Here is a 15577-nt window from a genome sequence, read left to right on the forward strand (position 1 = left end):
TTTGCAGTATAATTAATCCTGTGACTATGAAAAAGTTCCTTACCTGGTTCATCATTATTTTTATTGTTTTACTGGCCATATTTATTTACTGGAAATACTTTTTCACCTATAGCGATGGATACAGGGCCGGATTATTACAGAAGTTTTCACACAAGGGCACCATTTTCAAGACTTATGAAGGTGAAATGATCCTCAGCAGTATCGAAAGCAATAAAAATGTGGCCATAGCGTCGGAGAAATTTTTCTTTTCAGCCAGCGATGAAGATATCGCAAAAAAACTGGAGAGTTTGCAGGGATACCTTGTTGTAGTGCATTACCGTCAAAAGAACGGGGCTTTATTTTGGCGTGGTGAGTCAAAATATCTTGTCGACAGTGTAAGAACGACACAATAAATTTTCTTCCACTATTTATGAACCCTGCGGATGAATTCTTCCACTTCTGGCACGCCACCCTGGTACACTAAATAGCCATTATACGGTTCTCTGGGAGTGATCTCATCATTGACAGATGTGAGCATCATTCTTTTCACTTCAGCAGGGTCATCTGTCTGTGCCAGTATCCAGCTTAGTTTCACCCATGCCACTTCAGGAAGCATATTGCCTGTGGGAATGATGCCTTTTGCCATCATATCCCTGCCGGTGTCATAAACAAACATGTGTACGTAACCCCAGATCGTCTGCAAAGTCATGAACATGTGAACACCCTTGGCATGAGCCCGTTCGATAGCCGGGTAGAGTTCCTTGTTGACATGCCCCAGGCCGGTACCGACGATGATGATACCCCTGTAACCGGCTTCCACCAGCGAATCGAGCGTGTCGGGTTTAATGCCGGGATAATAGTATAACATCGTCACTTCATCGCTGAAATAGGGAAGGATCGTTACATTTCTGTCCTTACGCCTGTGATGGTAATTTTTATGTATAGGAATGATCTCTTTCTTGTTGACCATAGCCACTGGCGTGTCGCCAATAGTTCTGAATGTTGACCGGTAGGATGAGTGCATTTTTCTGACACGAGTACCTTTGTGCAGGAGGCCAAATTCGTCAGATGTCGGTCCGAACATACATACAAGCACTTCTGCAATGTCGGAGTGGCCTGCAGTTTTCATAGCATGCTGCAGGTTAAGGGCGGCATCGGAGCTGGGACGGTCGGAAGAGCGCTGTGATCCTACCAGGACAATGGGTACCGGTGTATTCTGCACCATGAATGTCAGTACTGCTCCTGTATGATGCAGGGTGTCGGTACCATGGCCTATCACAATGCCGTCAATGCCGCTCTCAATTTCTTTTCCAATTGCCTGGGCCAGGGTCTTGTACTGCTTTGGACCCATGTTTTCACTGAAAACAGCAAAGACCTTTTCGGTGTCCAGGTTGCATATATCGGCAAGTTCGGGCACCGCACCATATAATTCACCGGGCGAGAATGCAGGTATCACAGCCCCTGTGCGGTAGTCAAGCCGGGAGGCAATAGTTCCTCCGGTACCAAACAGTTTTACATGAGGCAGACCCGGAGTGATAGGAAATTCCTTCTCCGGAATCTTGTAAACGGCCTTCTTGTATCCTGTCTCCTTCATGTTTGTAATTGTCCTGATGTCAATACCTACATTGTATCCTGTAGGTATCTTCAGGACAATGTGCTTGTCATCGTCGTTCTCAGCCCTGGGAAGCACTGTTCCCTTGAATGTCCCGCGTGTGGTGTCAATATCGGCCTGACCCCATACACGGGTGTTGTATCTCTTCAGTATCTCCAGTGCGTCACCTTTATAGCCTTGAAAAAAATCTTCACTCATTGCATTCAGTTTTCCAAAAAATGTGTTTTAATTGTTGACGATTTCATAAAGTTCCCTCATAGGTATATTCCCAAGGGCTATCCTCCTCAGTTCACCCATGATCCAGTTATTTTCATTGATTTTATTATCCGACCTCCTTATCTCGCTGAATTTCTTTTTCAGGAAAGGTATCCTGGCAATGATCTCGTTTTTTTGAACCTCTTTAAAATGGATACTGGTCATTACTGAATCGAAGTCCATTTTCGGGTGCTCAAAGATGACAGGCAGCATAAGGTGAGCCAGGTACAGGTCGAGTTTCTTCTCTTTGAGGTACCTGAACATGGCATAGATGATTTTATAATTGAATTCTTCTGCCGGAACATAATGCCCTTCGACATATTTGAGCTGGTGGCCGAAAAAAGTGCAGGTGAATTTCGGATCTATGCCCAGAGTGCTGACGATTTTTTCGATCAGAGGGAAGTGGTTCTTTTTAAAGATATAGGTATAGGTGCCTTCGGGAATATCCCATTTCTGTAATTGCCGGTATCTTTCAATAATATCACTGGGTAAATGTTTTTTTAATTCATTGATGAATTCATCTTCAAGAGGGATAGGCGAAGTATCGGTATCGGGATACATCCTGTCGGCACCTGGTAACACCCTTTCAAAGATGGTCGTGCCATTCTCGAACGATTTCCTGGTTTCATTAGGCACACAGTCGAAAGCCATTCTGCAGCGTTCATTGATGGTATCGAGAGCTGTTTCAAGGTCATCTTCAGCAGCCCAGAAAATGACCTGTGCATCATTTTTATCAGCCCTGAGTAATTTCTTTATCTTTTCAAAGTCCGTCGCAGCGACTACGGGTTTGAACTCTTCCGTGTGTGTCATGTTTGGCTTTTCAATACAGGCAATCACCTTGAGCCTGTCGGAAAGTTCATCCGCAAACATTTTGCCGGGCTGGGTGAAATGCGACAGTAATCCTTGAAATCCAGGCAGGTTTACTGCGATGATATGGTGATTTTGCTTTTTTGCCTGCAGGATAGGTTTGTACTTAAAATTATAGAAATGGCCATTCAGTTTTTTATAGCTGATCTTCCATGCTTTCGGGTCGCTGAATTTTTGATTGAGGATATCCTTGATATGAAGAAGAGCCCACTGTCTGAAACATTCATTATGAGTCAGTTCCGGTATCCATTTGGTATGCGATACGCCTTTGATCTCCACACGGCGGCCGCCCCTGCAGCTCACATTCACATCTTCTCTGGCCGCTCCCATACCTGTCCGCACTTTTCCTGTACTCCTGTTGAGGAAGCGAATATAATCATTGGCTTCGCGTACTTCATCAGGATTGGCGCAATCGGGGTAAGTGACGGTTTCGATAAGAGGCATACCGAGCCTGTCGGTTTTAAATGCACGTACATGCCCTACATCGGAAATCTCACGGCAGGCATCCTCCTCAAGGCTGAGCTGAATTAATCTGACTTTCTTATGTTTCAGTTGTATCTCACCTTCCACGCCGATGATGGCTGTCCGCTGGAAGCCAGTCGGGATGCTCCCATCCAGGTACTGTTTCCTTGTCACATGTACTTCCCCGACAATGCTCTGTTTGGATAAAAGAGAAATTTCAATGGCTATTTCCAGCGCTTCACGGTTGATAAAAAATGGCGGCGTGTCATCAACATCATAGGTGCAGGCAGTCTGATTCTTTATGCGGTAGATGATCTCCTTCCGTGTTTTGAACTCCATCAGGGCCGTGCCATCATATTCACCCAGTTCGCTGAGCGTAGGACGCATGTGACGGATAAGTTCCGCATCATAATCGTCGCTGCTGTTATATAATCCTGCCGGACAACGGCAAAAGAGCTTTTCTCTGGTTAATAGCTGCTGATGAACTTCCAGCCCCGACATGAAACCGATCCTGTCGTAATCCTCCTGTGTGGCTTTTTTCCGCGTGACATATCCTATCTGCTCCTTTGTTTGCTGATAATTCTTTTTGGCATCGAATTTTTGCATCATCAATATAATCTTGAATTAGAACGACCGTTCTGAATTGAGATGCCAAAAGTAAAGATAAATTGATAGAAATAACGCCAAAAAAGAACAAAGTTATCCCTGTATACTGATCTTGATTTTATCAGTTACCTGACCAGAATGCGACGATTTCCCCTGATGAATTTATTCCCGCCCCACAACTTATCACCATCTTCAGAAAGCCTTTGCATAAGGATTTCGAATTTTGAATCGTTTTCCTGTATGACTTCCCATGTTATCACCACCAAACCAGCTGACAAAATATTTCCCGTCGGTGGTGACAGCTACTTGAGGTGTTCCCTTAAATCCTGCCAAATCGCAAATTGTTGTGTTAACAGCAGGATCACTTGTCCATTGAGCATATCCGCTATTTATCGGAATAATGAATAAAATGCCCAGAATTGTGAGTAGTTGAATTAATCTTTTCATAATTTTTAACTTTTAGATTTTACTTTTCACTTGATTTTTCCTTTTCCTGTTTTAACCTGATTGCCTTTGGCACTCCGAAGGTGAAGATGAGTCATGATTTTTGTCAGTGCATTTTGCCGGCTTTCGGCCTGATCTTTCAGGTAATCAAGTTGCTCATTCAAATCCGCTATTGTAACTTTTATTTTTTTCTTGGATGCCATGCTCAATTAATTTCTGACAAAATTATTTGTCTCAGATGAGGTAATCAAATATTCAACACTCTTATATCTACTGCACATGCGGAATCATTTGGGATATTACTACTGCAAAATGTGTAAAATATTGATTTTCAGTCAAAAAAAAGTTATCCCAATACCGATTATTATACTCAGGGGGCAGAAAAAAATATGGAAGAGGGTTCTTATTTTAATGGGGTCATCACAATTATGCGTATCTGGGGTTAGAATTCGTGATTGAATAACCCCGAGCTGAAGCACGGGGTTATTCATAATTTCCGTCACAAGGGACGGGGACTTTGACCAGGCTCCCGATTTCACTTCGTTCATCGGGATCAATTCGGCTGACAATTTTTTCGAACGCAGTGAAGAAAAAATTGAGTCTCATTGATTAGAATTGAGAGAGAAAAGTCACAATATTGACATCTGAATCGAGGTTTAAAGTTTTACGCAGACGGTTCCGTGCCGATTCCACACTACGCAGTTCCCTGAAAGTAATGGAGGCAATTTCTTTATTGGTGAGGCCGAGCCGCAGAAAGGCACAAATTTTTTTTTCATTGGGTGTCAGCTGCGGATATTTTTTTGATAAATTTTCATAGAAGGATTGATGCACTTCCTCAAAGTAAAGGCGAAATTCTTCCCAGTCGCTACCTGTAATAAACTGCCTGAAATCAGAAATAATTTTCTGGATATGCGCTCTCGTTTTTCGGTCTCACGGGGATTCATTTCAAGCACAAGCTGGTGCAATTCCCTGATCACTTTTGATACAAATTCATTATTACGGATGAGTTGCAGGGTATAGGATGTCAGCTGCCTGTTTTTATAATCCAGCTCCAGTGTCAGCTCTCTTTCCTTTTGCAGCATGAGCGCTTTATCCTGGTTGAAGAGTTCTTCCTGCTGCCTGGCAATGACCAGACTTGCCAGGCGTTTCTTTTGCCTGCTTTTGATAATAAGCACAAGTGATAATCCAAGCAAAACAACGATGAAAAGAATTCCACCAATTATTATGCGTTGCCGGTTTACAATCAATTCCTGAAATGCCAGTCTTTGCTGTAAGAGCTGGTTTTCACGCTCTTTTCGCTCTACATCATAAACAGCTCTGAGCTGCTCAAATTTCTGCTGGTCATTAATTACTTGTAGCGGATCATCGATCCTTGAAAATTCAGTAAAGTATTGATAGGCAGCTTTATAATCACCTGCCTGACCGTAATACTGATATACTTCTTTCCACACATCGGCAAGAATCGTCGGATTGTCGGTGGACTGTGCCAGAGCAATGGCCTTTTTTATATAATATCTGCCCGAATCCTGCATGTTGAAATCCTGATACACCGATGCCAGTTTTACGTATGTCAACACAAGACTTTCACTGAAATTATACCTGATTTCAAGATTTTTAGCCGTGTTCAGGTATGAGGCGGCAATAGGATAGTTCTTTAGTTCCGCATACAACCCCCCGATATTCATATAAAGAAAGGATAGAGGGTAAGTATCTTTTTCAGGATCGATTTGTCCGAGGGCAAGTAGTGCATATTCAAGTGCCTTATCGAAATTTTTCTGCTGGAAATATATTGCCGCGAGGTTATTGTAGTTATTAAACAGCTCCTCCTTATGACCTGATGATTTATTAATACTTATTGCAGTGTCGAAAAATTCTTTAGACCGGGCATAATCATTTTTGGTTGAAATATAATTTTCCAAGATTATTCGAAACCATTGCTATCCCATCCTTCCAGCCAAGAGAGTCGCAAATATGCATGGCTTTGATATAATAGTCCATAGCCTGGTCCCAGGCTCCGGTTTCTTCATAAATGGCACCAATGACTTTGTAAATTCCGGCTTTTTTTTGTTCAGTGGCCGATGTTGGGCTTTCATTTAAAGAAAGATATTCATATATGCTTTTATACAACTCGAGTGCCCGGGGATGTTCTCCTCTTTCGAGCAGTAACTGCCCGATAAGCGTTGAGACCTGAAATGAAGTCTCCATTTCGGGATGCTGTTCTTGATCTGCAATAAGAGAGTCGATTTTGCTGTTTAAGATGGTTTCAGGGGGTAGGGCGGGTCGAATTTCTTTAAAGATTTCAATGGCAGTCTTTAAAAAAGGATATTTCACTCTCACCGAATCAGCGGCTGTGGATACCTGAAAATTGATTATCATCAGAACAGCAGGAAACAGGTATTTGTATATGACCGACATAAAGATAAATGTACAATTTTCTTGAATTTTATTAGGCGGTGTCCTTTTAAACGCCTTTGGGTTTGCAGGCGGGGTACCCATAGTGGGTCGCTGAAAACCCAGGCTGTCCTTTATCAGCGTAAAGGGTTGGCAACAGTTAATTCCTGATTTGCATCGAGCCGGTAGTTAACAAAATACATGTCCATTTTCCTGTCACCCTTTATAGGGATTTTACCCCTGTGCGTGAAGTCATACATGTCATTCACCATTTCCATTGTGGCTTTTGAAATGTTCACCCTTCCCGCGGCACCTGTCGATTCCATACAATATGCTACATTGACAGTGTCGCCCCAGATATCGAAGGCGAATTTTTTATGACCAACAATACCTGACACCACAGGGCCGGAATGGATGCCAATACGGATTTCGAAGAAGGACTTTCCGGCTTGCTGTCGCTGCTCTTTATGGTTTTGCATCAACTGCCTGATTTCCAACGCAGCATCGATAACATCGGACGCATGTGTGCCATTGGGGACAGGTAATCCCCCCACAGCCATATAGGCATCACCTATTGTCTTGATTTTTTCGATACCGTATTTGACGATAATATTATCAAAAGCTTTATAAAAATAGTCGATTTCACGGATGAGGTCTTCAGCATCCATTTTTTCTGTTATTCTTGAAAAGTCCTTGAAATCAGTGAACATCACAGTAACTTTTTCATATTTTCTGGGCTTGGCTTTGCTGTATAACTTGAGCTCTCTGGCTGTCTCCTCGGGGAGTATGTTCAGGAGGAGATCCTCCGATTTTTTTTGCTCCAGACTGATGATGTGATTTTTTTCAGATAATTGGTTTTTTATTTTTCGTAGGAATAAAAACCTGTTGAGGAGAGCGGCAAGAAGTATTATTAGAAGAGCCGTCACAGCCAAAATAAGGTAAGTAACAAGTTTCCCCTTTTCCATATCTCGTTGATTCAGATCTCCCTGTAATTTAAGAAGGGCTATTTCCCTCTGTGATTTTTCCCTGTTTATGACTGAAAGGCTATCCATTAACTTCATACAGGAGGAATGATAGTCAATGCTTTTATTTAGTTCCCCATGCCTGAGGTAAATATCCCCGAGGATCATCAGCGCTTTGCACTCCAGATTCGTGTAATGAAGCTCACCAGCCAGTTTAGATGCTTCGGCAGCATAGTACAAGGCTGAATCGAAATGATCGGAATTATGATAAATGGTCGCCAGCTTCAGATAGATATTGATCCTGGCGGTATCTGAATTTTTATCCGACAGTAGGAATTTCAGGTTGTCGACCTGCGGAGTGATTCCCCTGCAAGAAACCGAAACAAACACCAAAACCATGACAAAGACTAATCTTTTTAACAAGACAGGAAGTAAGTCCACTGGAATGGTTTCAGTCATAAATCCCGTATTTAAACGATAGCTGAAATATTTTATAAACACGTAAACTTTTTTTTACTGTCAAATAAACAATATTTTTTAAAAATTGTTTATACTTGGTCTAAATAAAATTAAAGATTATCTGTCATGAAAAAATCTATCTCCTCCTGCAGATGCTGCAACCTGCAACCTGCAACCTGCGACTTGCAACCTGCGACCTGCAACCTGCAACCTGCAACTTGCAACCTGCAACCTTTTTACACGGGACAGTTCAATTGGACTATCTTAGCAGACTGATGAAAAGGAAAATATTTAGAAGTGTGACGATAGAAGCGATGACATATAAGAATATCTTCATGAACAGTTTGTTCCGGTAATTTCCCATGACCTTTGGTGATGAGGTAAGATAGATCAGCAGGAAAATGGTAAATGGAAGCTGAATACTCAGCACTGTTTGTGAGATGATCAAACCTTTAAAGGGATCGCCAATAATAAAGATCAGAAGAGTTGCGATGAGTAGGGAAGCGGCTACGCCCATCCGGGAGTGATTATCACGTATGTCATAAGGTTCCCGGTACATGCCTGCGAAAATTGACCCGGCAGCCATGCCGGAAGTGATTGAAGAAGCGATGCCCGAGAAGAGCAGGGCAACAGCAAAGATGATAGCAGCATTACTGCCAAGTAAGGGCTCGAGGAGGTGTTTGGCCTCCTGAATCTCCGTCACGCTGGTTTGAGTAGTGAAAAAGGTGGCTGCAGCCAGGATGATCATAGCGCTGTTGATAGCCCAGCCCACGATCATGGAAAAGAGTGTATCCGTGAATTCAAAATCAAGCTGGCGGCGTACGACTTTGCTATCTTCCCTGTTCCATTGACGGCTTTGGATGATCTCGGAATGAAGGAAGATATTATGGGGCATGACCACAGCGCCAAGGACACTCATAATAAGAAGCATAGATCCATGCGGGAATGAAGGTTTGACCCAGGCAGTGGCGGCTTCTCCCCAGTCAATTTGAACCAGGGTGAGTTCATAAATAAATGAAAGTCCGATGACGGAGACAAAACCGATGATCCATTTCTCGATTAAACGGTACGAGTTTGAAAAGAGCATGATAATCACGAATGTCAGAGTCATCAATGCACCGGCTCTCACAGGGATGTGAAAGAGCATATTCAGTGCCAGTGAAGCGCCTAATATCTCGGCCAAAGATGTGGATATTGAAGCCATCATAGCACTGATGAGCAGGAGTTGCGAGTATTTTTTTTTCAGATAAATAGTGGCCGCTTCCGACAGGCATAAACCCGTTACTATGCCAAGGTGGGCAGCATTATGCTGGAGGATGATAAGCATTATGGTTGAAAGGGTGACAATCCATAGGAGAGAGTAGCCAAAGCCGGACCCGGCAGCGAGATTGGACGCCCAGTTGCCGGGATCAATGAATCCTACAGTCACCAGCAAACCAGGTCCTATGTATTTCAGCAAATCCAGGGCACCGAAACGCGGCCGGTGCTTACTCCTGTTAAATAATTCCTTTAACCTTTGAATCGAATTCATACGTATGGAAGTACATACTAATTTTTAGGTAAAGAAAAATAAAATGTCGCTCCTTTACCGGGCTCGCCTTCGGCCCACACACGTCCTTTATGTTTGTGGATAATACGTTGAACAATTGCCAGTCCTACGCCTGTACCATCATATTGGGCGTCTTTATGCAGTCGTTCAAAAACCCCAAATAATTTATGCGCATAATTTGGATTAAAGCCGACTCCATTATCCCGCACGAAATAAAGGATTTCTTTATCCCCTTCAGAACTTCCAATTTCAATGACCGGATTATTAGATTTAGAAGAGTATTTGATGGCATTGGAAAGCAGGTTTTGCCAAACCTGCTTCATTAATGTGCTATCACCTGTTGCTTTCGGAAGGTGATGAACAGTCAGGGTGATGTGATTGTGCTGCCCGTCAATGGTCAATTCACCAAATACGGACTTTGCCAAATCTGTCATATCTATTGCGTGCTTCTGCATTTCTTTGCGGCTGACGCGTACCAGGGTGAGCAGATCATCGATGAGCTTACCCATTCTGTTTGTATGGCTAAGAACATTATTCAGAATCCGGTTGCCTTCGTCATCAAGAAGCTGGTGATAATCTTCCAGAAGTATACGGCTATACCCATTTATCGCGCGTAACGGTGTCTGCAGGTCGTGGGAAACAGAGTAACTGAACGATTCTAATTCTTTCATGGATGCCTCCAACTGAGCAGTCCGTTCAACTACCCGTTGTTCCAGTTCAGTGTTAAGCATGAGTATCTCTTCTTCTGTTTGCTTGCGGCTGGTGACATCCCAAATGATACCGTTGATGCGTAAAGGTTTTTCCCCCAAATCAAGAACCAACCTGCCGCGTGCAGTGAGATAATGAATACTGCCATCCGGCCAGATGGTCCGGTACTCAGGTTCGTAAAGCACATTCTGTTCGATAGTACGTTTGAGTGCTTTTTTAATCTTTTCCCTGTCATCGGGATGGAGGACATTATAAAATTCCTCTGCTGTTCCTTTAAAATTCTCGGGATTAATTCCCAGAAGATGGCATACCTGTTCATCAAAATATCTTTTATCTTCGGTGATATCCCAATACCATACTCCCATTTGAGCTGAGCGCAAAGCCAGATCAAGCTGTGCCTGGTTTTCATGCAGGGCAATTTCAGTTTTTTTCTTTTCTGAAATATCTCTTATAATGACTGTGATATTTTCCTGATCTCTTTTGAATGAGGCATAAATTTCCAAATGGCGACCCCGGAATTCCATTTCAAATGGTCTGATTTCCTTGCCGGAAAGAACGGTTTGTATCTGTCTTAACATCGCCGGTAGTATGGCCAAATCCAGAAATTTGGGCATGACTTGCAAAGCATTATGACCGACAAGTTGTTCCCGTTTTAAACCGGTAATCCGGCTCAGAGCCGGGTTGATATCGAGGATAGTACCTTTCTTTGTAACATAAATAATTCCATCGCCTGCGCTGTTGAAAATACCGGCAAATTTGGCTTCACTTTCTCTCAGAATTTCTTCAGTCTTTTTCCGGGTTTCTATTTCAGATTTTAAATCTTCCATTAAATTGAGAGAAGCTCTTTTAGTCATCTCCAGTTTTTTGAGTGCCAGGCGCAGCTCTTCCTCAGTCCTTTTCCGTTCGGCCAATTCTTTTTCAAGTTTATGTGTACGTTCCGATACAAGTTGTGTAAGACTTATGTTCTCATAACGTTTAAAATCTTCCGATTCTTTGATGCGCAACATGGCTCTGATTTGAGCCGTGAGTTCTGCTTCGTCGATGGGTTTGGTTAAAAAAGCGTCGGCGCCTGATTCAAGTGCTTTGATGCGGTTTTCTTTACTCGTTTTTATAGCAGTGATCATGATAACGGGTATATGATTCAAAAGGACATCCGTCTTGAGCCTGGAGCAGACTTCAAATCCATCCATTTCAGGCATTACAAGGTCTAAAAGAATGACATCCGGCATCTCTGAATGACAGAGCTCAATACCTCTTTTTCCGCTTAAAGCAGGGATGAACGTTGCTTTGGGGAAAGCATCCGATAATAATGCCTTTAAAACAACAAGATTGTCATTGTTGTCATCAATTGCGAGAATCTTTATCATATATAGCTATTTACTTAACCATTCCTGAATCGTTCTTTCTACCAGATCCCTGTCAATAGTAATAAGTGCATCTTTCATTCGTTTATACTATACTTTTCCTTTCGGCCAGGTTCCTTCATTCTTTTAGGTATGATCAGCCTAAATTTTGGGCATCCGGGCAGGTGCATATTGATAGGTACTTCAATGCCACCCGTTATAAGTGAATATGTAAATGATATAACTTTTGGGTTACTGAAAACGTAAGTAAAAATAATATAATAAAAGATACGTATTAACATTCAGGCCGGTAAATCCAATTTCATTGGTGGCACCTTTTTTTGAAATGCCCAGTGGGACGGTTTAACGATTGAACGATTACGCGATTGCCGATTGAACGATTTAAATCGGCAATCATTGAAGCATCACCTCCTTCCACTGCGTTCCATCATGAAAATACAATTTTCCGTTCGTATTTACATAAAGGCAACCTAATTGACCACTGGGGGGGGAAGACCGAGGTGCTAAAAATAGAAATTCATGTAATTGAATTGTTGCAGCTTCAATATTACCCCCATAACCCCCGTGTACCCATAGATTTCCATCTATTTCAGTGTCATCGTCTATACGAACCTCTCCGATAACTTCGAGTTTAAACCATGGTGATGGACTTGTTGTTCCTATCCCCACATTACCCGATACAGCAGCATACATATCGTTTCCTGAGATGGTCCAGTCGTTATCTGTGGCGGTTACAGCTCCCCAGGAAAGAGTAGCGCTGCCATCGGTTTGCAAAACCTGGCCATTAGATCCATCTTGAGTCGGTAAAGTATAGGTTGTACTTCCGGCGGCAGCAGCAGGTGCAAGCCCGACATATCCTGAAGTTGAACCGGAGAGCCGCATGGTGCCTTTTACATCCAGTTCGCTACCCGGATTCGTGGTTCCTATGCCGGCATAACCGGTTATATCATCGATTCTCATACGCTCATTACCTGCCGGTGCTTCAAAGATAAGCGGACTGTTACTTGTAAAAGCACTTGCTGAAACTTTGCCGTCTGCAAAAATATTGCCACCCCAACCATACCCATTCTGGATTACATGTAGATCAGCACCATCTATTTCAGTGTCATCGTCTATATGAACCTGTCCATCTATATGAACCCCTCCGATAACTTCGAGTTTATGATTTGGACTTGTTGTTCCTATCCCCACATTACCCGGTACAGCAGCATACATATCGTTTCCTGAAATGGTCCAGTCGTTATCTGTGGCGGTTACAGCTCCCCAGGAAAGAGTCGCGCTGCCATTGGTTTGCAAAACCTGGCCACTAGATCCATCTTGAGCCGGTAAAGTATAGGTTGTACTTCCGGCGGCGGCAGCAGGTGCAAGTCCGACATATCCTGAAGTTGAACCGGAGAGCCGCATGGTGCCTTTTACATCCAGTTCGCTTCCCGGATTCGTGGTTCCTATGCCGGCATAACCGGTTATATCATCGATTCTCATACGCTCAATAGTTGCCGGTGCTTCAAAGATAAGCGGACTGTTACTTGTAAAAGCACTTGCTGAAACTTTACCGGATGCTTCAATATTGCCATCCCAAGGATGAGTTCCATCCCCGTGTACCCATAGATTTCCAGCTATTTCAGCATGCCAAAAGTCTTCTATATAAACATGTCCATCTATATGAACCTCTCCGATAACTTCGAGTTTATGATTTGGACTTGTTGTTCCTATCCCCACATTACCCGATACAGCAGCATACATATCGTTTCCTGAGATGGTCCAGTCGTTATCTGTGGCGGTTACAGCTCCCCAGGAAAGAGTAGCGTAGCCATCGGTTTGCAAAACCTGGCCATTAGATCCATCCTGGGTCGGTAAAGTATAGGTTGTACTTCCGGCGTTAGCAGCAGATACAAGCCCGACATATCCTGAAGTTGAACCGGAGAGCCGCATGGTTCCTTTTACATCCAGTGCGCTTCCCGGAGCCGTAGTTCCTATGCCGGCATAACCGGTTATATCATCGATTCTCATACGCTCATTACCTGCCGGTGCTTCAAATATAAGCGGACTGTTACTTGTAAAAGCACTTGCTGAAACTTTGCCCTCTGCTTCAATATTGCCACCCCAATTATGATACGTATCCATGTTTACATATAGATCAGCACCATCTATTCTAGTGTCATCGTCTATATAAACCAGTCCATCTATATGAACATGTCCGATAACTTCGAGTTTATAAAATTGTGGACTTGTTGTTCCTATCCCCACATTACCCGATACAGCAGCATACATATCGTTTCCTGAAATGGTCCAGTCGTTATCTGTGGCGGTTACAGCTCCCCAGGAAAGAGTGGCGCTGCCATCGGTTTGCAAAACCTGGCCACTGGATCCATCCTGAGTCGGTAAAGTATAGGTTGTACTTCCGGCGTTAGCAGCAGGTGCAATCCCGACATATCCTGAAGTTGAACCGGAAAGCCGCATGGTGCCTTTTACATCAAGCTCACTTCCAGGATTCAGGGTCCAAATGCCTACATCGGCGTTAAGAGCAAGGATATCGTTGTCAAACTCACCATAAATTAAACTTTTAGTCTGATTGTTTGCAATATAAAGCTTATTGCTATTGGTTTCATGTAAGCCTGCCCATAATCCAATAAAAACGTTTCCAGAACCTGTTTGGTTTATAAGACCAGAGTTAGGTCCTATTGAAGTGTTATTGTTGCCAGAGGTGTTGCTCTCAAGTGCATGGTGGCCTACCGCTACATTTAATTCTCCATTAGTGTTATCGTACAAAGAAAGAGTACCCAATGCTGTATTACATTGTCCATTATTATTGGCAAGTGCATAATAACCAACTGCCGTGTTTTCACGACCTTGTATATTGGATTCAAGTGCATAATAACCTATTGCAACATTTCCATTTCCCATATAATATGCATTTGTTGAGTAACCTGCCATATGTCCTACAAAAGTATTGCCTGAATTAGGATATACATCATTATATCCTGCATATTTACCTACATGCACAGCCATACCATCAGCAACGGAGAGAACATTAAATCCATCGATTTTATAACCCTTATTAGTATTGATATATCCGTTAACATCGAGTTTATGTTGCGGATCATTTGTACCAATACCCACATTGCCACCTTCATTGTTTATTATTGTATGATTGCCGAAACTATTACCTTGTGTTGTGCTAGTGTTGTAGCCCTGAATGTAAAGGGGCTCATTTGATCCATCCGTCCACATGTTATATGCCGGCACATTAAGAGGTGAAATCCATACAAATTCCTGAAAAGTATTTTCTCCAATCGTGATGCCTGATAAAACTGTCAGACTATCAACCACCAGGTCTCCCGCAAAGTTCTCAGCTGTCGCTGCGTGGAGCGCATAAGGAACGCTCAGCAATTGAACGGTTCCCATATCGGTCCAGGTATTGCCACCTTCAGGATCAAGCTCAATTTTTAAGTAATAGGGATGATCCTGCCATGGGATTCCAGTAAAGTCACCGGACACAGGAAAACCCTGACCAATTTTGATGGTTATCAGTCCAAACAAATTGGTCGTGGTGTTTTGAGTTTCTACATAAACTGCGGGTCCGGTTGTCGTATCCTGTAAAATACTAACACGTACCGCAATATCATGTGTCGGGAGGGGATTACCCGTTGTATCACGCACGATGGCTTGATAATTAAATGCCTGTGGTACCTGAGCCAATCCAATGGTTGCGAACAGGCCAATGCATGTTAAAATAACCAGTACTTTTTTCATAATGATTTGTTTTTAATTAATTTTAAATCACTATTGTCCGACTAAATTCTGATTTTCAATTGACCCTTATGTAACAGTCAGAAAATCAGATATAATTTGTTCATTTTTTGTTTTTTCAAAAGTAGACCTCCCCTCATGTCAAGGCAAATTTTAGCTGTACTAACCG

The 15577-nt window shown here is 42.8% G+C and carries 11 protein-coding genes; 1 reads left to right on the forward strand and 10 read right to left on the reverse strand.

Going from position 1 to position 15577, the window contains the following annotated elements:
- Nucleotides 1-26 precede the first annotated feature (26 nt).
- A complete protein-coding gene (locus NT175_00590; protein ID MCX6233211.1) occupies nucleotides 27-392 on the forward strand; it encodes a hypothetical protein in 366 nt (121 codons plus the stop codon).
- An 11-nt stretch (nucleotides 393-403) separates the two neighbouring features.
- On the opposite strand, the gene gatD is transcribed toward NT175_00590, so the two are convergent.
- The 10 genes from gatD to NT175_00640 all read right to left on the reverse strand — a co-directional run bounded on the left by gatD (nucleotide 404) and on the right by NT175_00640 (nucleotide 15411).
- A complete protein-coding gene (gene gatD, locus NT175_00595) occupies nucleotides 404-1789 on the reverse strand; it encodes a Glu-tRNA(Gln) amidotransferase subunit GatD (GenBank protein ID MCX6233212.1) in 1386 nt (461 codons plus the stop codon).
- A 27-nt stretch (nucleotides 1790-1816) separates the two neighbouring features.
- Nucleotides 1817-3784 (reverse strand): Glu-tRNA(Gln) amidotransferase subunit GatE, encoded by a 1968-nt coding sequence (gatE, locus tag NT175_00600; protein ID MCX6233213.1) that lies wholly within the window; start codon nucleotides 3782-3784, stop codon nucleotides 1817-1819.
- Between the two features lie 189 nt (nucleotides 3785-3973).
- Nucleotides 3974-4228 carry a hypothetical protein gene (locus NT175_00605; GenBank protein MCX6233214.1) on the reverse strand — a complete coding sequence of 85 codons (255 nt, stop codon included), beginning with the start codon at nucleotides 4226-4228 and terminating at the stop codon, nucleotides 3974-3976.
- A gap of 26 nt (nucleotides 4229-4254) precedes the next feature.
- Nucleotides 4255-4428: a hypothetical protein gene (locus NT175_00610; protein ID MCX6233215.1), complete on the reverse strand. Its 174-nt coding sequence runs from the start codon at nucleotides 4426-4428 to the stop codon at nucleotides 4255-4257.
- 579 nt (nucleotides 4429-5007) lie between these two features.
- Nucleotides 5008-6144, reverse strand: a complete 1137-nt coding sequence (locus NT175_00615; protein ID MCX6233216.1) for a tetratricopeptide repeat protein — start codon at nucleotides 6142-6144, stop codon at nucleotides 5008-5010.
- A complete protein-coding gene (locus tag NT175_00620) occupies nucleotides 6116-6640 on the reverse strand; it encodes a hypothetical protein (GenBank protein MCX6233217.1) in 525 nt (174 codons plus the stop codon). The genes NT175_00615 and NT175_00620 overlap by 29 nt, the downstream gene beginning before the upstream one ends.
- 113 nt (nucleotides 6641-6753) lie before the next feature.
- On the reverse strand, nucleotides 6754-8037 hold the full coding sequence (locus tag NT175_00625; GenBank protein MCX6233218.1) for an adenylate/guanylate cyclase domain-containing protein: 1284 nt from the start codon (nucleotides 8035-8037) through the stop codon (nucleotides 6754-6756).
- Between the two features lie 259 nt (nucleotides 8038-8296).
- A complete protein-coding gene (locus tag NT175_00630) occupies nucleotides 8297-9568 on the reverse strand; it encodes an Nramp family divalent metal transporter (protein ID MCX6233219.1) in 1272 nt (423 codons plus the stop codon).
- Nucleotides 9569-9585: 17 nt separating this feature from the next.
- The gene (locus NT175_00635; GenBank protein ID MCX6233220.1) at nucleotides 9586-11661 is read right to left on the reverse strand and encodes a PAS domain S-box protein; all 2076 of its coding nucleotides are present in this window, start codon (nucleotides 11659-11661) and stop codon (nucleotides 9586-9588) included.
- A 390-nt stretch (nucleotides 11662-12051) separates the two neighbouring features.
- Entirely contained in the window at nucleotides 12052-15411 is a 3360-nt protein-coding gene (locus NT175_00640; protein ID MCX6233221.1) for a hypothetical protein, read from the reverse strand.
- Nucleotides 15412-15577: the final 166 nt, after the last annotated feature.

This window comes from Bacteroidota bacterium, from assembly GCA_026391695.1.
In the GTDB taxonomy this organism is placed as follows: domain Bacteria; phylum Bacteroidota; class Bacteroidia; order Bacteroidales; family JAGONC01; genus JAPLDP01.